The sequence below is a fragment of the Nostoc sp. S13 genome, from assembly GCF_029379315.1.
In the GTDB taxonomy this organism is placed as follows: Bacteria; Cyanobacteriota; Cyanobacteriia; order Cyanobacteriales; family Nostocaceae; genus Nostoc.
In genome coordinates this window covers 1-22,550 of record NZ_JAQYWQ010000071.1, presented here as the reverse complement: position 1 = coordinate 22,550, position 22,550 = coordinate 1, and the positions used below count along the sequence as shown (strand labels likewise).

Here is a 22,550-nt window from a genome sequence, read left to right as displayed (position 1 = left end):
AAGCGAGAATTGCTATATCAAATATTACAAGAAATCCGACGATTAATCCAATTAGTAGCATCGCTGTTTGAAAGAAATTACAAAAACTATCAAAAATTTTCTGAAGCGTTCTACAGACCTAGAAAAAGATTCTTATGCTTTAGATGCGAAAGCCAAAGAGAATGCATCCTTGAGCCAATTATGTTTAAAAAGCCAGCTAGCAACACAAGAAAAGGACTTGAGAATCTAAGGCTCATGTCGGCAGGTAAACCTCTAAATCACAACCTTGAGCTAAGTTATTTAAACATTAATTTTGAAGAAGAATTCAGAACTCAGAATACATTCGTCAGAATGCAATCAGTGGGGGATTCAGACTCGCCACTGATTGAATACCACCAAATTTTGTTTTATGGGGGTCTTAAACCCGTTTATTCATCCACTAGTCGCACAAAATACCCAAGTGAATTCTGGCGACTGACACCTTTATTCTGTTTGATAACAACCCAACTTTATACACAAGTATACTCAAGCGTACAGAAGTGGTAAAATAACCGTCAGTACTCAATCGTATATTAACTTTATACTTGCCACAGCAGCAGAGTTAATAGATATAGGAAAACTTCTTAATACAAAATGAAAAGCTAAAAAAGATACTTTAATTAATCAGATTATACTGATAAAACCGCAATGACAGAATATTAGTTGAAGATGCTTTAAATAAATCAATAGCATTTAAAAATAGCTCACTTAGTTTCTAAGTAGTTCGGAAACGACATGTTGCAATAATGTCAAATTGAAGAATTCTTATTTGATGTGTGTAAGCTCCTATGGTCAAGCGATCGCTCCAGGCATCACTCACTGGGATTCAAGAAGTCAAAAAAGCGTTCGCTCATAAGGGTTGGACACAAGACAATTTGGCTTTTGAAGTCAACTTAAAGACTCGCCAACCAATTTGGCGGTTTTTTACTGGGCGTCCGGTTGAGCGTCATATCTTTATAGAAATTTGTTCGGTGTTGTCGGTGAATTGGCGGGAGATTGCGGCTAATCCTCCAGAAGAATTTTCGGAATCAAAAGAACTTGGTGCTGAATTTTTAGATATTGATGCTCTAGTACAACAAGTGCGATCGCAACGCTTTGACAAAATTCAAGACCAGTGCGGCACTTTGCAGTTATTAGATATTAGTCGCCCTGTTAGAATCGACGACATTTACATCGATGTTAACATTTTGGAGGAGATTGCCAGCCTTCAGTGGTTAGAGTTTGCTGACTTGCAAAATTTTACGTCAAAAGAATTTGATTACTTTGGCTTAGGTGAGGTATCCCAGACACAAATCGCGGGTATTAGTGCAGTTGAAACTTACTCAAAGCTGCGGGTGTTGGGAAAACCAGGAGCAGGTAAAACTACCTTTTTGCAACATCTGGCGATTCAATGCAACCGAGGTAGATTTGCCGCAAATCGGGTGGCCATTTTTGTTACCTTAAGGGATTTTGCGGACGAATCTGGAGAAGTAGGGGAGTTCCATTTACTCAACTATATTTGCAAGGAATTCCTTACCTCTGGGATTTCAGATGCATCTGTGGTTGAAACTTTGTTGTTGGAAGGCAGAGTGTTACTGTTGCTGGATGGATTAGATGAAGTACTCGATCAACAGAGCAACGCTGTCGTCAACGAAATTCGCAGACTCTCTGAAAAGTACCAAAAGAATATGTTTGTCGTGACTTGCCGCACCGCGGCTAAAGCTTCCAGCCTCAGACGCTTCACAGATGTCGAAATTGCCCCATTTACCTCTGAGCAAATTGTTGCTTTTGCTCAGAAGTGGTTTACAGCATTCACAAAAACGAATGTCCACCAGAGGCAAGAACAGGCAGTTGAGTTTACCCTGAAACTAGATTTGCCCGAAAACTTACAATTTCGGAGACTTGTCGTCAACCCTTTATTTTTGCACCTCGCTTGCTGGGTTTTTGATCAGCAGAACAAATTCCCAATCCAAAAAGCTGCATTTTATAAGCAATGTTTAGACCTTTTACTGATCAAATGGGACGAAACTAAAGCAATTGAGCGGGATGAAGTGTACCAAGGTTTTTTATTACCACAAAAGCTGAAGTTGCTAAGTCAAATTGCTAGCGCCACATTTGAGCAGGGTAATTACTTTTTTGAACAACGCATTGTTGAGCAATACATTGGCGACTATATCCGTGATTTGCCGAATGCTTCGACAGAACCAGAAGAATTGCAATTAGATAGTGAAGGGGTACTTAAGGCAATAGAGTTGCAACATGGATTACTGGCAGAACGAGTGCGGGGGATTTTTTCCTTCTCTTATTTGACGTTTCAAGAATACCTGACTGCTCGACAAATCGTTGCCAGTCATAATTTACAAGCATTAGAACAACCCTTAGAACGTCTGGTGAGTCATATTACTGAACCCCGGTGGCGTGAAATCTTTTTGTTAACGGTTGCCATGCTGTGGAGTGCAGATTTCCTGGTGCAGTTGATGAAGCAACAAGTTGATGCGCTAGTGGCTGAAGATCCATATTTGCAAAAATTCTTAACTTGGGCAAGCCAAAAGTCGCTTGTCGCTCCCCCCCAGCCTGCTGCAATTCGGGCGTTTTACCTTGCCCTAGCTAGGACTCCTCACCTTATTACCCCACCCTTTACTCTTGCCTGCATCCTTGATCAGGGTATTTTTTTGGATGCGGCATTGGACAAGCTAGTAATGGAATGCAGTATTGACTGCAAATCTAATTTTGGCGATGCCCTAGCCTGCGACGATGCTTTAAGTAATGCTTTAGCGATTGTTCAAGATGCTGGCTTACATCAAGCTTTACAACAACTTAAAGACCTACTGCCTGATCCAAAACAAAGTAAAGAAAGGTTTCAGACATGGTGGCAAAAAAGTTTCCCTGCCTGGCTGGAGCAGTTAAAGGCGATGATCGCCAAGCATCGAAACATTCAGCATCACTGGTACTTCAGCCCTGAGCAAGAGCAAGTATTGCAACAATATTACTATGCCAATCAGTTGCTTATCGATTGCCTCAATAGCAACTGTCAGCTAACAGACGTTGTGCGGCAGGAGATTGAAGCTAGTTTGTTCTTGCCGATAAAAGAACTCTCCCAGCGAGAATGGCAGGGATTGTAAGAATCAACTTAGGTTAAAACAATTTGCAATTACGTTTTGTGACGGGGATTTAGCTTAGGCATCAAAACAGAAGTCCCTGTAGAGACAGGGGACTTAAACCCCCATCACTTGTTAAATCAGATTTTATGCCGCAAATCTGCCTCCTTGAGGAATATCATCGTTTCTGCACCAACTCTGCCAAAGTCAGGCTCTAGCCCTAATGCCATCTCAATGAGATACGTCCATGTGCCATATTCAGGTGTGTAGCTGCGTACAATCCCTTCTCCACCAACAAAGCTCACCCATTGAGTATTGCGAAACTTAGGTGCTTTCATGAAGGTTGCAGTCATGCTTTTGATTCCTCAATTCATAGTTCATACTTTATTTTTAGTAGAAAAAATAAAATATGTTTTGTATCTTTTTAAATAAAAATGTCAAATATCATCTATAACTTTTGAATGTTTTAGGTGCAGATTATACAATTTATACGTAATTGAAACGTTTGCTTCAACATGATTTTTGACAACAGCATGTCAAGCTAATTGCCAGCAACAGATTGATTGTATAATCCGCCGTTATGACTTAATGATTAGATAGTTTATCTGCCGACTATATCAACAAAATTCTGGCGTTTTATGTCAATGATACGCCTAATCTCAAGATAGTTCGGATTCAAAATATTCCAAGTTTGTACTTGAAACGTGTTGTTTTTCAGGATAAAAACTCTTGTTTAAAGCACTACTAAAAGCTTAACTAAAAATTTCTCCAATCAGGTTATCTAGTGTAGTTTTAGTAAATAAAATTGCTGACGATCGCCTACTTACTAAAAATTTTCCGGCTCAATTTGTCAACTGAGTCAGCAGTACAGCCACTCATTCATCTGGCTCGGAGTCCACACAAGTTTGCAATCATCAATACCAATTGAGTCGGGTCAATCGGTTTAGCCATATGCATTTGGAACCCAGCATCAATTGCCATTTGCTGCTCTTGCTCGCTGACATAGGCAGTGATTGCCACTGCTGGAATTTGTCCTCCCGCAGAGGCATCAAGCGCTCTCACATGACGAATCAAGGAGTAACCATCTTCCTTTGGCATCCCAATATCTGCTAGAAGCAGATTATATCTATCAGGAGATTCAGCCAGAGCAGCGATCGCTTCCCTTGCCGATGACACAACCACTACTTCAGCCCCGAAGTCTTCTAACATCCACTTGATTAAGTCGCGGCTATCCGCTTGATCATCTACAGCCAAGATACATAACCCTTCAAGGCTAAGGGGTGGATTTTTACCATTTAATGTATCCATCTCTGGCAAAACGCCCGGCTCTAAATCAATTGGCGGTGTAATCTCCAACGGCATTGAGCGCAGAGGCAGCCTAACGGTGAGCGTGGTTCCTTTTCCCTCGCCTGGACTTTGCGCTTGAACTGTTCCACCGTGAAGTTCTATAAGATGACGGACAATTGACAAGCCCAATCCAAGTCCCTGAGTTGTTTTGCCGCTACTGGAATCTCCTTGGCGGAAACGCTCAAACACATACGGCAGCAAGTCTGCCGAGATGCCAATTCCTGTGTCGCTGACTCGAATTTCAGCATAAGTATCTACAGCTTCGAGCATAATTCTCACTCGCCCACCGATTGGAGTGAACTTAATCGCGTTAGAAAGTAAATTCCATAGAACTTGCTGTAAGCGATCGAAATCTCCGACAACCCTCGCCGAGTTCAACTGTGAAACAATTTGAATGGTTTTCGCCTCTGCGGACAATTTGACAAACTCAATGGCGACATCCACTACTGAAACTAGATCAATTAGACGAGTCTTTAAATGAAGCTTTCCACTTGTAATCCGTGAAACATCCAGCATATCATCAATTAACTGAGCTTGCACCCTAGCACTCCGCTCCACCACTTCCCAGGCACGAGTGGTTACTGAAGAATCGAAATCACGGCTGCGCGAGAGTTCCGCCCAGCCCAGTATAGTATTGAGCGGGTTACGAAGTTCATGGGAGAGGTTCGACAGGAATTCATCTTTGGCTCGGTTGGCGATTTGGGCCTGTTGACGGGCTGACTGTTCTTGTGCTAGAAGATTCGCTCGCTCTAACTCAAACTGCTTGCGCTCCGTAATATCTTCAATCGCCAGCAAAATTCTTTCAGGTTCTCCCTGTTGAATAATTTTCCAACCATTGAGCAGCATGGTTTTTTGCCCAATTTGCTCAAAACCATGCTCTACCTCCAAGTTCTGAATACTGGTATTATTGGCGAGAATGTCTTCTAAGAGCGATCGCAATCCGGGCAGGTTCCACTGACCGTTGCCTAGTTCAAAAATCAAAGATTGCGCTGTCTGTGATTCTGAAACCTGAAACGTTTCGTAAAACGAGCGATTGGCTTTGTTCACCCGCAAATCAGAATCAAGCACGATTAACGGCACTTGTACCGTCTCTACAATTGCTTCAGCGTAATTCCGGGCTTCTTCTAAGGTTGCTGCACTGCGTTTAAGAACATCAATATCTATCAATACCAACACTACCCCGTCAATCTGGTTTTCTATGGTGCGATAAGGACGGATGCGAAGGTTGTACCAATGTCCCCCAAAGGTTTGGACTTCTAATTCTTTGATAATGAGTGTGTCAAGTACATCTAAAATTAGAGATTCTAAGTCAGGAATATCGAGATTCGTTCTGATGTCGCTCAAGGGTCGTCCACCATCGGCGGGAATTAAATTGAAAAGCCGTTGCCCCATTGGCGTAAAACGTCGAATGCGTAAGTCCGAAGTCAATATCAAAATTGGGATATTGATACTGGCAAGCAAATTCGTCAGATCGTTGTTAAGTTGGTGTAATTCCAGATTTCGAGAGCGAAGTTCTTCATTGGTTGTGTTGAGTTCTTCGTTGGTTGCCTGAATCTCTTCTTTGGCAGTTTCTAGTTCCTCATTCGTGCTTTGCAACTCTTCATTACTAGAGAGGATTTCTTCATTGGCAACTTTCAGGTCTTGATTGATATGCTCCTGCTCTTGGATTACCGCTTCCAGATACTCTTGAGTCGCAGCCTGCCCTTGCTTGGCAGTTGCAAGTTCCTGCTTGAGCAGAAGAATCTCACGCTCTAAGTCTGGCTGCTCTTGGCTCTCAGGATTAAAAGAGCTAAGGTTGTTAACCGTGGGTGGAGCTTGTTCAAATAAAACCAGAAAGTAGACTTCTTCGCCAGTCCCAGGATTGAATGGAATCACCTCAAGATTGACGATTCTTGATTGAGCGCTCTCTTCAATCCGTAACCCTTCCTTTCTAACTAGAATTTTTTGCCGTTGTGCCTGATAAATTGTGGCGCGTAGCTCGAGGAGCAAGCCGGAGCGCACCATTTGGAATAAGTTGAGACTGGGTTTCCCAGGTGTAAGTTTGAGGTAGAGATCGATTTCTCCCCGAAATTGCAGCACCTCCATCTTGTCGTTGATCACGACACTCACTGGGGCATAGCGATTCAAGATCAGTTGGTCAGTTTTTTTCTCTAAGTCAAACTCATCCCATGGATTTGAATTCTCAGGTTCAGGTTCGTCCCGTTTTGCCATGGGATAATTACTAGTAACGAACGAAAAAATTGGCCAATTTGTGGTTAACTTCTTGCCATACATTTTATGCTTTTTGTCAATCACAGTAAACAACTCCGAATATTTACCTGTGCTTTCTGAAGTCCCTAGCAGTAAAAAACCAGTTGGCTTGAGACTGTAATGAAAGATGGGCAGTATCCGTTTTTGCAACGTTTCATCTAAATAAATCAGTACATTCCGACAGCTAATTAAATCTAACTTGGAAAAAGGGGGGTCACTGCCCAAGTCTTGTCGAGCAAACACACACAGGTCGCGGACAGATTTGCTAATTTGATATCTACCGCCCTCAAGGGTATTAAAGAATCTGCGGCGGCGCTCTGGTGAGACTTCCACCATTTGATTCTCTGTATAAATGCCGGATCTGGCTTTGTCAATTGCCATCTCGCTGATGTCTGTGGCAAAAATCTGCATCGGCCGTCGGGTTAATTTATCCGAAAAAAACTCTAGCAAGGAGATGACAATTGAATAGACCTCCTCGCCCGTCGAACACCCCGCTACCCAAATTCGAATCGGCAACTCTGGTGAGTTGGAGAGCATGATCGTAGGAAAGACTCGCTCTTTCAATAGTTGAAATGCTTCACTGTCGCGGAAAAAATTGGTGACGTGGATCAGAATTTCTTCATAGAGCGCCTTGACTTCACTCGGATTGTCTTGTAAATACTGGGCATAATCTTCTAATCGTTCTAGTTTGTACAACAGCATTCGCCGCTGGATTCGGCGCTCAAGGGTGTTGGGCTTGTAGTGGCTGAAGTCAACGCCAAGTGCCGATCGCAATAACGCAAAAATAGTCGCTAGGGCATTTCCCTGTTCGGGGAACTTCTGAGGCGTTATCAGCGGCTGTGAGTTAGAAATAAAAGGATTGCGACTGAGGTTTATCAGTTCCTCGGCAATTTTTCCAGGCGGTAGCACAAAATCGACATTCCCTGTGGCAACAGCGGTATTGGGCATACTATCGAATTTGGCCGTGTCTTCACACTGAGCAAAAGTCACACCTCCGGCTGCTTTGATTGCCTTCAGCCCTTGTGAACCGTCTCCATCCGCTCCAGATAATACCACTGCGATCGCTTTGCGCCCTCGATCCGCTGCCAATGAAATAAAGAACGCATCACCAGGCATATATTTCCCCTGAACTTTCTCTCGCGGCGTCAGTTGCAACACCCCACCAGACAAGATCATCTTAGTGTTAGGCGGAATGATGTAGACTTGGTTTGGTTCTACAGTCATTCCGGATTGCACTTCATTGACAGGCATTTGAGTTGCTCTCGCCAGAATCTCGCTCAACAGACTCTTGTGGTTAGGGTCTAAGTGTTGAATCAGCACAAATGCCATTCCTGTATCGGTAAGCATATGCTTGAGTAACTGCGTAAATGCCTCTAATCCACCCGCAGAGGCGGCAATGCCTACGATGGGAAATAAAGCATTTATATTCTCAAGCTCCTTTACGTCCAACGCTTCATTAACGGCAGATTCAGATGCAGCTTGCTCAAAGGGTTGATCAGAGGTCATAGGATGAAATTTAGTACTGCAATGGTTTGGCAGCTAAGGTTTATATTTTAGGTCAGTTTAGTTACTTGGTGTGTATTTATAAGAGTGTAGAAATTAAAGAATATTAAATTAGAAACCCCCTGTTGTCACCAGCATCACCGATTCAAAGATATTGTGGCTAGTACCGCAAGGCGGAAGTAAAAAGTCACTTGTACTGAGCGTAGCCGTTGGCGCAGCCTCTCGTAGAGAAGTAAAAGTCAAAAGTATTACGGAATAAGCTCTTTAGGGTTTTTAAATAGTTGCTCTATTTCCGCCGTGACGTACTAAACTACTATATCTTTAGCCCTTATGAGACTTCTTTGCTTTCATCGATGCTGGGGTATTTTATTACTGGTAAGTACCCAAGATGAATTAAGCTCTCAAATCACCGCTACACCTTGTTTTTACTCTCTTAGCCCAAGTTGGGGAAACCTAATAGATTAACTGAGATATTGCCAAACGGTTTATATTATAACATAAACCGATTTTTGCTAAGGCTAAAGTTCCGAACATAAGTGGTACTAACTTAATATTAAAGCCTGATCAAGACTTGGTGAAGGAAGTAAACCATTGTCTGCAAGAGAAAAAAATCGAAATAAGCACGGAGATAAATAAATCTGTGACTCACTAAATTATTTATAGATAGCAGAAAGGACAATTAACCAAATTTTAACTTGAAAATGAGGTTTTTAATATCTCCATAGTTAACATTGGATAAGTCCCTTTTAAACTTCAATATTTTGGAAATTTAACAGTTTTATTAGAATAATTCAGACCTCAGGAGTCAGAATTCAGCATGAATTCTGTACGAGTGGGTGATGAATCTTGGTTAAAACCTCGCCCCTAGTGGGCGAAAGTAAAATAAATATTTTTCGTAATCAAAACTCTATCCCCTTGTGGGTAGAGTATTCTGAATTCTGAATTCTGAATTCTGACTCCTGTTTTATATTTTATCTAATCTTCCCAAACTCTCACCTATAAATAATTTAAGTTTCCTAAATCCAAGTCACTGCCAACAAGTAGGAAGCTAGAATAAATCCAATACCAAGAATTCCACTACTCAAGAGCAAAACTAATTGAGTTGAAAGATACATTTTATAAATCATGAGATTAATCCTATCGTTTATCAAGTTCATTAGTAACGTTTCCAAAATAATGATACCCACCAATAAATGACTCATATCATTACTTAGCAAAACTTAGACTACTATATCTAAAACATTAATTAGAGCTAGTTAGCATCAGCGCAAATGAGGATTATTGGCAATTGCTAAAATGCCAAGTACAGCAACGAAATCATCAATAACTACAGGTTTAGCAAAGCATAGACTAAACCCAGCTAAGAGAGCATGTTGATACATATCTTCAGTTACAGTGCCTGTCAGAGCGATGGCTGGCACTACTTTGCCTCGCTCTCCCGTAAGTGTTCTCACTTGGTGAATCAGAGCATAACCATCCTCCTTTGACGAGGAAATACCATTCAACAGGACATCAGGTTGCCATTGCACAAATATTTCCAGAGCTTGCTGGACTAAAAATGCCGCTTGCACGTTCACACCATAGGATTGCAACATCAGCGTGAGCGAATTGCAGAAATTTACATCATTATCTACAAGGAGTACTCGTAGTCCTTGAAGAAATGAGGAATTAGTATTCAATCTACTATTTACATACATCACAGTTACAAAATTGAGATTTTATTGAGCTTGGGAATGTCCTTAAGCAGTGCATCTATTGTGCTTGCTTGAAGTTCAGTAAACGTGTCATCAGCAGGTACAAAAACGGTGAACAGGTTATTACCTTTGAAAGTATCTATTGCCTTACCAGCTTTGATTGGAGCAACTAGTAAATGGAACTAACTTTCATGGCAACATCACTGATAACCATTTATTTGACCTACTAAACATAAATTTTATTAACAACGTTTACTATAACATCCTCTTGTTAAAACTCATGTTTCAATAAATGTTTTAATAATGTATAAGTTGTATAAAATGTATATTTTATAGTCATAAATTTTATGATCTGAAAACATTTCAATGATGGCGATGATCAGTAACTACTGCTATCAACATAAGTAGACCGAAAAGTTCTGTAAGCGCCAAAAAATAGTAGTTTATGATACCGTTTGTTGGGAAATGTATAAAAGCTGGTTGCTAAAAATGATAAACTGAGTTTATAAAACTAGAGCCAAAGATCAAATAAAATCAGTCAGATGCAGATGGCACGAAACTACAAGCTGGTGGGAGATTGGTACTAATCCCCCGGCAAAATTTATTAGATATCTCCGAAAAAGAATGTAGAGACGCGAAATTTCGCGTCTCTACAAGGGTTCTAGATAACGCATATTTAATTTCACCAGATGTCTATTAGACTTATCCACAAATAAACCTCAAAATAGCTGAAACCCTTACATAGCTGGCTTTTTAGCTTATATAAAACAGGAACCTCTAAAACCCTCTCCAGAGCTAGGTTTCAGCCAAATAAAGTTCTCATTTCCGGATAAGTCTATTGACCAAGAAGAATTCATCTAGCCTTCTGTGGTGGATATTGATAGATTAGTGCAAAAAGTGCAATCAATTTGAATTCTCTAGGGAAAATTACCGGTCAAGAAAAATCGGTTTGCCGTCTTGCTCAAGAGATACTGTTAGAGCAGCAAGAATTTCTACTAACTCAGTGCCTATCCACCCAGATGAAACCTCTGAGGGAGTATTGTTGAGAATAGAGACAACAAAGGAGGAGCAAACTCTCTGTAATGGTTCCCCTGGCTCTAATTCCAGCACTACCTGCTTTTGATTCACAGGAATAAATTGATTGCCCTGCTGTTCAAACTCCCCATGTAGTAGGGTAAGAGGTGATGATAATGACATTTCATCAAAAATCAAGCTGCCAAGGCTGCCCACAATCCCCAGCCGTCGCTGTTTATCAGGATTCAGCCAGCAGAGGTGAATATAAGCTTGAAAGCCATCTGGATATGTCAGTGTCAGCCATACTACGTCAGCTAATCCCTGCTCCCTACATCCCTGTAGCCACACCGTACCCGTTGCTTGTACTTTCACAGGAATTTGACCGAGCCAAGCGTTAAAGATAGCAATATCGTGAATAGCTAAGTCCCACAGCGCATCAACATCTTGCCGGACAGGCCCCAAATGGGTGCGGGTGGCGTAGCCATAGCGTAAATCTCCTAATTTACCCGCTTGTACTACAGTTTTTCCTCGCTCAACTGCTGGGTGAAATAAATAAGTATGGTCAACCATGAGTATCAAATGATGCTGTTCTGCCAACTTGCAAAGTTCCCAACATTCTGCTGGGTTGAGAGTTAGAGGTTTTTCTGCTAAAACATGGTATCCCTGTTGAATAGCGTCTTGAATTAAAGCATAGTGGGTGGTGGCTGGAGTAGCGATCGCCACTCCTATTAACCCTGGTACTTTCTTTAAATCCTGACACTGTGTTGTTAATAATACATTATTATCTAAGTTAAACTGCTGCTTTACCGCCGCTAATCGTTCTGGATGTGGATCTACTACAGCAACTACAATTACTTGGGGATCTGCTAAGAAATTCCGCAGCAGATGCACTCCCCAACGCCCAACTCCGATGACAGCAATTTTTATTTGGTTTGTCATTAGTCATTTGTCATTAGTCATTTGTCATTTGTCATTTGTCATTAGTCAAATAAAAAATGACTAATGATAACCAACTGATTATCAGTTTATTTGTAATCTTTTGAGTTCAGGGTTTTTCCGGATTAGTAATTGCTAAAAAAGCTACCTTAGCTGCGGCTTGTTCAGCAGTTTTGATCGAGCGTCCCTTACCAACTCCTAGCTTGTTTCCGTGCAGCCACACTTCAGCCACGAAACGTTCTAGATTGCGGTGCGGTTGACTGGCTTCCATAACCCGATACTCTGGTAAAACTTTAAATTGTGCCTGAGTCCATTCTTGGAGAGCAGCTTTGTAATTAAGTCTGGCAGGATCGAGGCGAATTTCTGTGGTTAGTTGTTGGAAGTGAGGATCTAGCCAAGAGCGGATCAGTTCCAGATTTTGAGTACTGAAGTAAAGCGCACCCAGAACTGCTTCAAAAGCATCTGCCAGTCGTGACTCTAGACCAACTTTATCAGCAGTAGCACTGCCAGCGACTAGTAAGTATAACTCCAAACCATAAACTCTTGCCAATTGGGCGAGGATGCGATCGCTTACCAACACCGAACGAATTGCCGCAAAATCCCCTACTGGACAATCGGGATAATTTTCCCATAACACAACAGCCGACACCAGCCGCACCACTGCATCGCCAACAAACTCTAGCTGTTCATAATTTGCCGAATCAGAGACAGTAGGATGAGTTAGCGCTAAATCCAGCAGTTCCCATTTTATAGGTGCTTCTAGCGACAAACCTAATTTTTGGACTAAACTTTCGAGTTGCCGTTGACGGCGTGGATAGGCAAGGGGCATTACATGACAAGGGGAAGGGGGCAGGGAGCAGGGAGCAGGGAGAGCAGGGGGAACAGGGGGAGCAGGGGGAGCAGGGAGCAGGGAGAGCAGGGGGAGCAGGGGGAGCAGGGGGAGCAGGGAGAGAGTAATTAATAATGACCAATGTCCAATGCCCAATGCCCATTCCTTACTCGTAACTCAGCACTAAAAAAGGGGGAGAGAGCAGGATATAAATACTAGCTATCTATCTTAATAGTTCTGGAAGTAATACTTTAACAACTTTTCACTATTTCCCTTTATTTCTATCTAGCTTCTCTTGGATAGCTTCTCTACAGAATTCAGGAGGGTTATCTTGTTGCTGCACTTCCTCTTTCATGGATTTTGTCATGCGTAAGTTCATCTTCTCAGTCAGAGGTTCTTCCCTGTCAGTTTTGAAACCATAATTTTTAATATCTGGATTACCGCGATTATCTTTAGACACTTTACGTTACTTAATAAAGCTGTACTAATGTGGAAGCATATTGAATAATGATTAATTGGTGGATGAAACTTTCTGAGGGTATGCATCCACCCATTCCCACTTTTACAAGAGGTAACTCTATTTTATGTTTACACGTACAGAATTAGAATTTAAAAGCTTGAGAGCATTACGGGATTTATGTCTGATACAGTATGGCATCCAAGCAATAGGGAACCCTGCTGATAAGGCATCATACATTAACGCACTTCTGACGTTCCCTGTTATAGCCTGCAAGCAAGTTTCAGAAAATAAAGGATTGAAGTCTCCTATATTCTCTCAAGTAGAAGCGCTAGAAGCAACGCTAGAGGCTATGGGAACACCGACACTGGAGCAGTCAGCATTGCTGAAGGTGACGATGGAGGGAAGGAAGCTAGAGTACCCAGCACGGTACAGTCAAGAGAAGCTGTTTGGACTCTATCGGGTTAAATGGCATCTGGATACAGCATTAGAGATATTGGGAATGCTCTAAATGATCATATGACTTACGCAAAATATCTCTGAAACTCTGATTTCCACCGAAGTTCAGATCGGCGGAAGCCGCCGCTCCGACTTCTCTCCGTGTACTCTGCGCCTCTGCGGTTCGTTATTCCGTAACTCGTGCGTAAGTCCTAGATCAATTAACGATCGCACAAAATGCGTACAAAAAATAATGGAGTACAAACCGTGAAAGGTTCATACTCCATTACAGGGGAAAGACTAGGTAGTAAGCCGGGTTCTGTTCTCTTGCGAGGGCAGTTATCTATCTGGGACGCCTGTTACCAAACGCCTCTAGCGGCTCTCATTGAGCGGAACTGGTAAAAGACCAACCGTAGTTCCTATCGCCTTGCTCCCAACCGGGGTTTACCGAGCCAGCACCTCTCGATACTGCTGGTGCGCTCTTACCGCACCTTTGCACCCTTACCAAAGAATTTTGGATTTTGGATTTTGGATTTTAGATTCAATCCAAAATTTAAAATCTAAAATCCAAAATTGATTGGCGGTATCTTTCTGTGGCACTATCCTCACGATCGCTCGCACTGGACGTTATCCAGCAAGTTTGGTCTTTCGGGAGTCCGGACTTTCCTCAAACCAGTGACTATGACTGATCTGCAACTGCCTGCGCCTACTCTCTCCTTAGATCCAGTGTAATCTTGGATGGGATAGTATGTCTGGTTAATATTACTTTTTTTTATTCCAAGGTAAAGCGTAAGTCCAAGGTAGTTTCCTGACTGTGAAAGGACAATTGATAATACTAATGGCAGGAAAATCACGACCTGGGGCTAGACCTAAACGCACTTCAGATATCCTAAGCACCAGTTGCAGCGAAAAGTCCAACGACTTTCTTCTGTTAAGAAAGTCGTTGTACAAATTTTTTTGCCCTTTTTGCAGCCCGTTGATATCAATTAGTGGTTTTTTAGCTAAGTAGGTTCCAGTTACTTGATCGCGCTCGAAAACATCTTCTGCTGTCACCGTTTCAGAAAGTGTTTTCTTGGGAGCAATCAGGCTAGGACTTTGGGGTACTGCTAAGTCGCGGGTTAAGTCTGGTGATTTCCGAATCACACGACGCGATTGCTTACTATGTTCAACTACTAAAGAGCTGTTGTCCCAGTCAACGTATACAGCAATATTTTCAGATTTATTTTCAATGCTAATTCCTAAATCTTTCAAATCGTCAATTGGGTATGAAGATTTTAGTTTAAAAGAAATTCCAATTTTATCGTCGAGATTGTGTTCTTTGAGTTGCTCGTCAACGATTCCTTTTTTAAACTCAAACTTAATTTGGTCGTCGATGGATTCAACCATGCGGTTAAAAACATAGGAAACACCGATAATATAAACCGTCAAAACTACTAAATTCTGGTCGCTACTCCTCATAACTCAGAATCTTAACTCCCGGTGCTAATGAATATATATTCGACTGATTGCTCATCTGCAATTTTTAATTGCGCTTGATTGTTACAGAATTTTGTAGCCAGCCGCGTTGCCAAAAAAAGAATAGCAAACCAAGTGCGATCGCAGCCATTACTGCCAAGCAAATTGGGTAGCCCCAATACCAATTCAATTCAGGCATATTATATGGCGATTTTTCAGTACTGAAATTCATACCATATATTCCTGCCACAAAAGTCAGTGGAATAAAAATTGTTGAAACTATTGTAAGCACCTTCATGATTTCATTCATTTTGTTGCCCACTGCCGAAAGGTACACATCCATTAATCCAGATGCTAATTCTCGATAAGTTTCCACCATATCCATTACTTGTACCGTATGGTCATAACAATCTCGCAGGTAGATTCGCACTTCTTCACTAATCAAATCACTGCCATCTCGAATTAAGGAATTAATTGCATCCCTCTGAGGCCAGATAGCACGACGTAGTTGTAGTAATTCTCGCCTAATTTGATAAATATGTTGTAGTGTTTGCGGAGTAGGTTTAACTATTACTTCCTCCTCTAACTCTTCGATTCGCTCCCCATAAAGCTCCAGCACTGGGAAAAAGCCATCAATAATTGCATCTAACACCGCGTAAGCTAAATAATCAGCTCCCTGTTTACGGATGATACCTTTGTTTTTTTCAATTCGCGATCGCACCGCTTCAAAGCAATCATGTTCTGGTTCCTCTTGGACTGTCAGCAAATAATTTTTACCTAATATTAAACTCACTTGCTCGCTGTAAAAACCACATGTTCTTTCTTTTGCTACTACCATGCGGCTAATGAATAGCAATTGGTCTTCATAATCCTCTGTTTTGGGACGCTCAGGTACATTGACTACATCTTCTAAAACTAGAGGATGTAACTTAAAAACGTTACCCAATCGTTGTAATATGTCTTGACTGCCTAAACCTTGTACGTCTACCCAAGAAATAGATTCCATCTCCAGATATGGGACACACTCCTCTGGGGTTGCTATTTGTTCACGGGTGAAATTCGTTTGGTTATAGTCAATCAAGAAAATTATCGGTGGTGGAGCATCTGCATCAATAATAATGGTTCCAGGTAGAGTTCCTGGTTGGTGATAGAACTCATCTTCATCTGCTCTATTTACTATTTTGGGGAGGCGTCGCTGTTTTCGTGTCATTAAATATTACCTAATAGTTATTAGTTACGTGTAAGTTGTCAGTCGGAAAAACAACTGACAACTTACACCTAATTTTACAAAATTTAATAATATCAAATACGGTAATTTCTAGATTAAGAAATTATTTAGGTGGCTAATTTGATCATCAGCATTTCGTTGGTAGTCAGTTGTACTCACAATTAATCATTGAAAAGCGCGGTACGAAACATTGCTCATCTGGATCAACTTAAGGTGAAAGCCACTCTAGAACAAGTTTTTAGAGATTATCTCTGATCTCGTTAAGAGTCTCAGACTGGGAATGCCCGTTGTTGAGGCTCCGCCTTCGTAACTCGCGGCAGAGCCGCTTTTGTATTTGCATTTCCAGCCAGAGGCTCTTAACGAGGCTTTAAAGGGGTTTTAGCTTAAGTTGACACGCATGAGCAATGTTTTTACAACAGGTGTGGTTCAATTAGATGAAAACTGCTGTAAGTTTATTTACGCCCAGCTACTTCCCAGGAATACAGATAACATATCGGCTCTAAATCAGCAATCCTATAAAAAACAGTTTGCCTTGGCAAGACAAACTGTTTAAAAAATAATATTGATCTGGGTCAGCAGAAGTTAGAACATGCCGCCCATGCCGCCCATGCCGCCCATACCGCCCATACCACCCATACCGCCCATACCGCCCATATCAGGGGCAGGAGCGGCGGATTTCTTCTCCGGCTTTTCAACAATGATCGCTTCGGTGGTTAAGACCAAACCAGCAATGGAACCAGCGTTTTGCAAAGCTGAACGCACGACTTTGGCAGGATCGATAATGCCAGCAGCGATCAAGTCTTCAAATTCCCCAGTAGCAGCGTTGTAGCCAATGTTGAAGTCGGTATCGCGGACTCTAGAGACGATCACAGAACCTTCAGCACCGGCGTTGTCTGCTATTTGGCGCAAGGGAGCTTCTAGCGCTCGTGCGACAATATCAGCCCCAATTTTTTCTTCTTCGTTTTCTAGGCTGTTTTTAATCCCTTCAGCCGTCTTAGCTAAGTGAATTAGGGTCGTCCCACCACCAGGAACAATACCTTCTTCCACGGCGGCTTTAGTAGCGTTCAGCGCGTCTTCAATCCGCAGTTTGCGGTCTTTGAGTTCGGTTTCGGTTGCCGCACCCACTTTAATCACTGCCACACCGCCAGCGAGCTTGGCGATGCGTTCTTGCAGTTTTTCTTGATCGTATTCAGAATCGGTTTCTTCCAACTGTCTGCGAATTTGAGCAATCCGCTTTTGTACCTCTGGCTTGGTGACACTGCCAGCGACAATTGTGGTGGTTTCTTTGTCAATGGTGATTTTGCGGGCAGTTCCCAGCGCTTCTAGAGCAGCGGTATCCAAGCTTAAGCCGATTTCTTCAGAAATCAACTGTCCATCGGTGAGAATAGCAATATCTTCTAACAAAGCTTTGCGGCGATCGCCAAATCCAGGCGCTTTAATTGCAGCCACAGCCAGTACACCCCGCGCTTTGTTCACCACCAGAGTTGCCAAAGCATCACCTTCGACATCTTCAGCGATGATCAGCAAGGGCTGACCAGAACGGGCAACTTTTTCCAAAATCGGCACTAAATCCTGGATGCTGCTGATTTTTTTATCTGTCACCAGGATACGGGCGTTTTCAAATTCGACTATTTGTCGCTCGTTGTTGGTGACAAAATAGGGGGAAATATAGCCCCTGTCAATCTGCATCCCCTCAACTACTTCTAGTTCAGTGGTTAGGGATTTAGATTCTTCAACGGTAATTACACCATCTTTGGTGACTTTTTCCATTGCTTCGGCTAACATTTGGCCAACTTCTTCATCATTGCCAGCTGAGACAGTAGCAACTTGAGCGATCGCACTTCCTTCTACTGGCTTGGCTACCCTGGCAATTTCTTTCACCAGTGCCTCAATAGTTTTGTCGATCCCGCGCTTCAAACTAACTGGGTTACTACCCGCAGCGACGTTCTTCAAACCTTCCCGAATTAAGGCTTGTGCTAAAACTGTGGCTGTGGTAGTGCCATCCCCAGCAACATCTTTAGTTTTTGAGGCTACTTCCTGGATGAGTCTTGCACCAGTATTTTCCAAAGGATCTTCTAATTCAATTTCCTTGGCAACAGTGATACCATCGTTGACAATTTGAGGTGCGCCAAATTTTTTCTCTAAAAGGACATTCCGACCTTTGGGCCCCAAGGTGATTTTTACGGCATCCGCAAGGGCGTTAACACCCCTTTCTAGAGCTCGCCGCGATTCCTCGTTAAATGCAATAATTTTCGCCATGTTTTATTTCTCCAGCGCTTCCATTAGACAATTTAGCACTCACACGTCAAGAGTGCTAATCTCCCAAGCCGCTCAATTTATAAATGGAAATAAAAAAATTGATTAATATACAGGTGATGCTCATATTAGATACTGGCAGTAATGCTTGAATTGGGAGATGAATCTAGACAACTCCCTTAAGTCCCTCGGTATTGCCGACCCTAGCGGCACCGGCTGGTTGGCGGTAGTATTTACGTTCCTCTTGGCTTGGGTTGTAACTTGGCGTTTAATTCCGACAGTACGCAAATTCGCCTTGCAGGTAGGTTGGGCTGATCAACCCAACGCCCGGCGACTCAACCGAGAACCTTTACCCAATGCAGGGGGGCTGGCTATCTACGCGGGTGTAATTGCCGCGCTGGTATTAGCTAGCCTTTTACGACCGATCGAACTCCAAAACGTATTGGCTCAGGTACTCACTATTCTGTTGGGGGGTTCGATATTAGTCCTTGTGGGCTTTATCGATGATCAGTTCGGTTTACCGCCCTCTGTTCGATTGTGGGCGCAAATTGTCACGGCTCTGTTGCTGGTAGCTAATGGCATCAGCGTCAAAGTGATGTTTGGCACCCCCATTGACTCGTTCCTGTCCATGTTGGTAACAGTACTGTGGGTAGTAGGGATTACCAACGCCATCAACTTGATGGATGGGATGGATGGCTTGGCAGGAGGAATCAGCTTTATTACCGCCATGAGTTTGTTGGCGGTTGCAGCCCAATTTAACAACCGTGCAGCAGCAATCTTGGTACTCGCAGCCTTGGGAGGTGCTGCACTGGGCTTTTTGCGCCATAACTTCCATCCGTCACGAATTATTATGGGTGATGCCGGAGCATACTTTTTCGGTTATGTGCTGGCAGCAACTAGTATTTTAGGTAAACTGCAACAAAACACAGTTTATGCGTTAATTCCTACGGTTTTATTTCTGTTGTTGCCAGTGCTAGATACCACTCAAGTATTTGTGCGGCGGCTACTAGCAGGAAATAACCCTCTGAGTACTCCTGGCAAAGACCACCTGCACCACCGCTTACTTGCTTGGGGACTCTCCCAGCGCAATGCTGCGTTCACGCTTTGGTCAATTACTTTAGTTTTCAACTTGCTGGCGATGAGAATACAAGGTATGAGTTTGGCTGTGATGCTGGCTACCGCCACTAGCATTATCGCTCTTTTGGGCTTTACTATCTGGCAAAGGATACGCCAACAGCCTTAGTTGCTTGTAGGGTGGGCATTACAATGCTAGCCCTACTATGGTTTATTCTCTGGATGGAAGGGATCTCTACAACGGGCTGTTGGGTGATGTAAACAGGCGAGGCGGAATCAGTCGCCTGGTCAACCCCTTCTGGGAATTAAAAATTAAAAATTAAAAATTAAAAATTAATAATCCCCATAAATCAATTTAGGGGCTTGTAATAATAACTTAGTATTTCTCGCGCTCTGCGTCTTGAAATACATTTTTTCTGTTCTCCATAAATAAATTTAGGGGCTTGTACCCTTTTCGTTTTCGGTCATAACCACAAAATCACCAACTGGGAAAAATTTCGAGCCTTTGTGAAAGTGCACAGGGGCATAATTTTCCCTTTGGTTTGGGCTTTAAGGATTAATAAATTCCAAATGTTTTCCATCTAACAAGCGAAAGTCTTCTATAGAACCAGTAAACTGTAGTCGGGGAGAAAAATTTAATGTATATGAAGAAATATAAATTGTTTATAGGGTGTGTTACGCCGAAGGCGTAACACACCCTACGAAAATTACTAACTCCTAACTCAGCACTATTTAGGCCATTACCATGCCGCCATCAACATTAAAAACTTGTCCAGTGACGTAGGCGGCGGCGGGATCGGCAGCGAGGAAACGCACCATCCCAGCGACTTCTTCGGGCTGACCGAAGCGACCGAGTGGAATGTATTTCAGAATATCTTCGGGGTTGTTCAGATTGCTGGTCATATCGGTGGCAATGAATCCAGGGGCGACGGCGTTAACAGTGATGCCGCGAGAAGCAAGTTCTTTGGCAACGCTTTTGGTGAAGCCGATTACACCTGCTTTGGCAGCGCTGTAATTCGATTGACCTGGGTTGCCCATTTGCCCAGCTACGGAGGTAATGTTGATAATCCGTCCCGATCGCTGTTTGAGCATGATTTTACTGATGGCGCGTGTACATAAGAAAACACCAGTAAGATTAAGGTCTATCACAGCTTGCCAATCTTCTGGCTTCAAACGCAAAAGCAGGGTGTCGCGGGTGATACCTGCGTTGTTAACTAAGATATCCACACGGCTGAACTTTTCGATCACGGCGTTAACTAGTGCCTCTACTTGATCAATTTTAGAAACGTCAGCTTGGATAGCGATCGCCTGACCTCCTGCTGCTGTAATTTCTGTAACAACTGCCTCAGCAGCTGCGCTCGAACTGGCATAATTGACAACTGCGATCGCTCCTTGTGTGGCTAATTCAATTGCGATCGCTCGCCCAATTCCTCGTGATGCACCTGTGACAATTGCGACTTTATCTTGTAATAGTGTCATTTAATCTTCCTCAATCTGAGAAATACCGCGCTAATTATCTTATGGTGATTTAGGGAACATCTGAATATTGTCTGGATAAAATCTAACTCTTGCGGGGTAACAATCTTGCTAGGATGATGGAAATTAGATAGCTGATAGATAATAAATAATCAGTTATATTATGAACAATAATTATTTGCCTGGTCAGAATAGGTTTAAATACATATTTAGTGCATATGCACAAACAAGAATAATATACGTATTTTATTATAATTATTTAAGATTTTTGGCTGGCAAATCAGTCTAGATTGACTCATCTAATCTTTTCCCAACAAAAACCCATAAATCTATACCGATTTTATTTTCTAAGAATTACTATTGAAACAAACAATTGAAAATCGGTGTGTGTCATATGGCAACTAAAAAGCAATTTAACAGCTTTGAAGAGATGCTGTCTGCTTCTGATGTACCTGTATTAGTAGATTTTTATGCTGACTGGTGTGGCCCCTGTCAGATGATGGTACCAATTTTAGAGCAAGTCAATGCCCAACTTAAGGATCGCCTACGGATCGTCAAAATCGACACAGAAAAATACACAGATTTGGCGACTCAGTATAAAATTGCCTCTCTCCCAACCTTAGTACTATTTAAGCAGGGTCAGGCTGTAGATCGGATAGAGGGAGTGATGCAAGCACCGCAGTTAGTACAATATCTGCAAACAAAAGTTTAAGCTAACACTTAAAATTTGGATTTTAGCTGCCAGAGGCGCGGAATATCGCCTCTTTTTTAATGGGATTGCACAGCTAGCTGTAGCCCTACGAATCACCGAGTAAAATCTTAAGTAAATATTAAGCATATCTACTTATATGTCTAGAGAAAGTGGTTTAGAAATTGAGATGTATATATTGTATAGATATAACAAAATATCTTGACAAGTAAAGGAATATATGAATTATAAAGAGCAAAAACCTGATAAAGCCTATATTTGGGTGAATATTGACTTTGATAAAGTTAAACATAGAATTGATGCGGTAACTTGCCAGATTGAGCAGGTTATACAAAAACACCAAATTTCAAATCAAACTGCTAACTTAGGTAGAAGAAACAATTAAGTTATCTCTAGGGCGATATCTAGGATGGGCTAGGGTTACTTACTTTATTTTTAGTGCAGCGTAGCCGGCCGTATGCATCGCACCAGCTTTGAACAGCATATTTTCGACAAAGCGACCATATTTTTCTAAAACACAAAATAAGATTACTCGATAATCATTTAGCGAGTTTCTATTTATTAGTTATTATTTTCTCCTCGACACTCCTTTTCAGGAGTGTTATTTTTGGGAGGATATCCGCTTGCTAGTTATGCTGTGAAAGGGTGTGAATAAATAGTCTTGCCAATAATGAATGGGTTAAATATGAAGAATATACTTTCAGCTTAGACGCACCTAAAAGACACTTTCCATCTATAGGACTCCTATTTGATTTCTGAACAAGACTAAGAGAGAATACGGAGAGGTTT

Annotated in this window: 18 protein-coding genes and 1 other RNA gene; 7 read left to right on the top strand and 12 right to left on the bottom strand. The window is 42.2% G+C overall.

Annotation, left to right across the window (positions count from 1 at the left end):
- Positions 1–67: 67 nt before the first annotated feature.
- Positions 68–229, top strand: a complete 162-nt coding sequence (locus PUQ00_RS20475) for a hypothetical protein (protein ID WP_300420084.1) — start codon at positions 68–70, stop codon at positions 227–229.
- 577 nt (positions 230–806) lie between these two features.
- Complete coding sequence (locus PUQ00_RS20470) at positions 807–3,119, top strand: NACHT domain-containing NTPase (protein ID WP_300420082.1); 2,313 nt, start codon at positions 807–809, stop codon at positions 3,117–3,119.
- Positions 3,120–3,235: 116 nt separating this feature from the next.
- On the opposite strand, the gene PUQ00_RS20465 is transcribed toward PUQ00_RS20470, so the two are convergent.
- Entirely contained in the window at positions 3,236–3,448 is a 213-nt protein-coding gene (locus tag PUQ00_RS20465; RefSeq protein WP_300420080.1) for a hypothetical protein, read from the bottom strand.
- Between the two features lie 263 nt (positions 3,449–3,711).
- Between PUQ00_RS20465 and PUQ00_RS32885 the strand changes: the two genes are divergently transcribed.
- Positions 3,712–3,843 carry a DUF1830 domain-containing protein gene (locus PUQ00_RS32885; RefSeq protein ID WP_366145967.1) on the top strand — a complete coding sequence of 44 codons (132 nt, stop codon included), beginning with the start codon at positions 3,712–3,714 and terminating at the stop codon, positions 3,841–3,843.
- A gap of 131 nt (positions 3,844–3,974) precedes the next feature.
- On the opposite strand, the gene PUQ00_RS20460 is transcribed toward PUQ00_RS32885, so the two are convergent.
- The 6 genes from PUQ00_RS20460 to PUQ00_RS20435 all read right to left on the bottom strand — a co-directional run bounded on the left by PUQ00_RS20460 (position 3,975) and on the right by PUQ00_RS20435 (position 13,128).
- Complete coding sequence (locus PUQ00_RS20460; protein ID WP_300420078.1) at positions 3,975–8,198, bottom strand: chemotaxis protein CheB; 4,224 nt, start codon at positions 8,196–8,198, stop codon at positions 3,975–3,977.
- A gap of 1,259 nt (positions 8,199–9,457) precedes the next feature.
- Positions 9,458–9,790 (bottom strand): response regulator, encoded by a 333-nt coding sequence (locus PUQ00_RS20455; protein WP_300420075.1) that lies wholly within the window; start codon positions 9,788–9,790, stop codon positions 9,458–9,460.
- Between the two features lie 107 nt (positions 9,791–9,897).
- Positions 9,898–10,050 carry a fasciclin domain-containing protein gene (locus PUQ00_RS20450; RefSeq protein ID WP_300420113.1) on the bottom strand — a complete coding sequence of 51 codons (153 nt, stop codon included), beginning with the start codon at positions 10,048–10,050 and terminating at the stop codon, positions 9,898–9,900.
- A 766-nt stretch (positions 10,051–10,816) separates the two neighbouring features.
- Positions 10,817–11,842, bottom strand: a complete 1,026-nt coding sequence (locus PUQ00_RS20445; protein WP_300420072.1) for a Gfo/Idh/MocA family oxidoreductase — start codon at positions 11,840–11,842, stop codon at positions 10,817–10,819.
- Between the two features lie 106 nt (positions 11,843–11,948).
- Positions 11,949–12,668, bottom strand: coding sequence for a ribonuclease III (gene rnc, locus PUQ00_RS20440; protein ID WP_300420070.1), 720 nt, complete (start codon positions 12,666–12,668; stop codon positions 11,949–11,951).
- 265 nt (positions 12,669–12,933) lie between these two features.
- Positions 12,934–13,128, bottom strand: coding sequence for a hypothetical protein (locus PUQ00_RS20435; protein WP_300420068.1), 195 nt, complete (start codon positions 13,126–13,128; stop codon positions 12,934–12,936).
- Positions 13,129–13,252: 124 nt separating this feature from the next.
- Between PUQ00_RS20435 and PUQ00_RS20430 the strand changes: the two genes are divergently transcribed.
- Positions 13,253–13,636, top strand: a complete 384-nt coding sequence (locus PUQ00_RS20430; RefSeq protein ID WP_300420066.1) for a hypothetical protein — start codon at positions 13,253–13,255, stop codon at positions 13,634–13,636.
- A 219-nt stretch (positions 13,637–13,855) separates the two neighbouring features.
- Here PUQ00_RS20430 and rnpB read toward each other — a convergent pair.
- The 4 genes from rnpB to groL form a co-directional block, all read right to left on the bottom strand.
- Positions 13,856–14,277: RNase P RNA component class A (gene rnpB, locus PUQ00_RS20425), an RNA gene on the bottom strand.
- 48 nt (positions 14,278–14,325) lie between these two features.
- Positions 14,326–15,021 (bottom strand): hypothetical protein, encoded by a 696-nt coding sequence (locus tag PUQ00_RS20420; RefSeq protein WP_300420063.1) that lies wholly within the window; start codon positions 15,019–15,021, stop codon positions 14,326–14,328.
- 64 nt (positions 15,022–15,085) lie between these two features.
- Positions 15,086–16,228 (bottom strand): magnesium/cobalt transporter CorA, encoded by a 1,143-nt coding sequence (gene corA, locus PUQ00_RS20415; protein WP_300420060.1) that lies wholly within the window; start codon positions 16,226–16,228, stop codon positions 15,086–15,088.
- Positions 16,229–16,828: 600 nt separating this feature from the next.
- On the bottom strand, positions 16,829–18,505 hold the full coding sequence (gene groL, locus PUQ00_RS20410; RefSeq protein WP_300420059.1) for a chaperonin GroEL: 1,677 nt from the start codon (positions 18,503–18,505) through the stop codon (positions 16,829–16,831).
- A gap of 157 nt (positions 18,506–18,662) precedes the next feature.
- Here groL and PUQ00_RS20405 point away from each other — a divergent pair, with 157 nt between their 5' ends.
- A complete protein-coding gene (locus PUQ00_RS20405; RefSeq protein WP_300420056.1) occupies positions 18,663–19,745 on the top strand; it encodes an MraY family glycosyltransferase in 1,083 nt (360 codons plus the stop codon).
- 563 nt (positions 19,746–20,308) lie between these two features.
- Here PUQ00_RS20405 and fabG read toward each other — a convergent pair.
- A complete protein-coding gene (gene fabG, locus PUQ00_RS20400) occupies positions 20,309–21,055 on the bottom strand; it encodes a 3-oxoacyl-[acyl-carrier-protein] reductase (RefSeq protein WP_300420053.1) in 747 nt (248 codons plus the stop codon).
- A 391-nt stretch (positions 21,056–21,446) separates the two neighbouring features.
- Here fabG and trxA point away from each other — a divergent pair, with 391 nt between their 5' ends.
- Positions 21,447–21,764, top strand: coding sequence for a thioredoxin (gene trxA / locus PUQ00_RS20395; RefSeq protein WP_300420051.1), 318 nt, complete (start codon positions 21,447–21,449; stop codon positions 21,762–21,764).
- Positions 21,765–21,981: 217 nt separating this feature from the next.
- Positions 21,982–22,146: a hypothetical protein gene (locus tag PUQ00_RS20390; protein WP_300420050.1), complete on the top strand. Its 165-nt coding sequence runs from the start codon at positions 21,982–21,984 to the stop codon at positions 22,144–22,146.
- Positions 22,147–22,550 lie beyond the last annotated feature (404 nt).

Coding starts and splice junctions, on each gene's coding strand:
- PUQ00_RS20470 (WP_300420082.1), top strand. CDS start 807: ATGGTCAAGCGATCGCTCCAGGCATCACTCACTGGGATTCAAGAAGTC.
- PUQ00_RS20465 (WP_300420080.1), bottom strand. CDS start 3,448: ATGACTGCAACCTTCATGAAAGCACCTAAGTTTCGCAATACTCAATGG.
- PUQ00_RS20460 (WP_300420078.1), bottom strand. CDS start 8,198: ATGACCTCTGATCAACCCTTTGAGCAAGCTGCATCTGAATCTGCCGTT.
- PUQ00_RS20455 (WP_300420075.1), bottom strand. CDS start 9,790: ATGTTGCAATCCTATGGTGTGAACGTGCAAGCGGCATTTTTAGTCCAG.
- PUQ00_RS20445 (WP_300420072.1), bottom strand. CDS start 11,842: ATGACAAACCAAATAAAAATTGCTGTCATCGGAGTTGGGCGTTGGGGA.
- rnc (WP_300420070.1), bottom strand. CDS start 12,668: ATGCCCCTTGCCTATCCACGCCGTCAACGGCAACTCGAAAGTTTAGTC.
- PUQ00_RS20430 (WP_300420066.1), top strand. CDS start 13,253: ATGTTTACACGTACAGAATTAGAATTTAAAAGCTTGAGAGCATTACGG.
- PUQ00_RS20420 (WP_300420063.1), bottom strand. CDS start 15,021: ATGAGGAGTAGCGACCAGAATTTAGTAGTTTTGACGGTTTATATTATC.
- corA (WP_300420060.1), bottom strand. CDS start 16,228: ATGACACGAAAACAGCGACGCCTCCCCAAAATAGTAAATAGAGCAGAT.
- groL (WP_300420059.1), bottom strand. CDS start 18,505: ATGGCGAAAATTATTGCATTTAACGAGGAATCGCGGCGAGCTCTAGAA.
- PUQ00_RS20405 (WP_300420056.1), top strand. CDS start 18,663: ATGAATCTAGACAACTCCCTTAAGTCCCTCGGTATTGCCGACCCTAGC.
- fabG (WP_300420053.1), bottom strand. CDS start 21,055: ATGACACTATTACAAGATAAAGTCGCAATTGTCACAGGTGCATCACGA.
- trxA (WP_300420051.1), top strand. CDS start 21,447: ATGGCAACTAAAAAGCAATTTAACAGCTTTGAAGAGATGCTGTCTGCT.
- PUQ00_RS20390 (WP_300420050.1), top strand. CDS start 21,982: ATGAATTATAAAGAGCAAAAACCTGATAAAGCCTATATTTGGGTGAAT.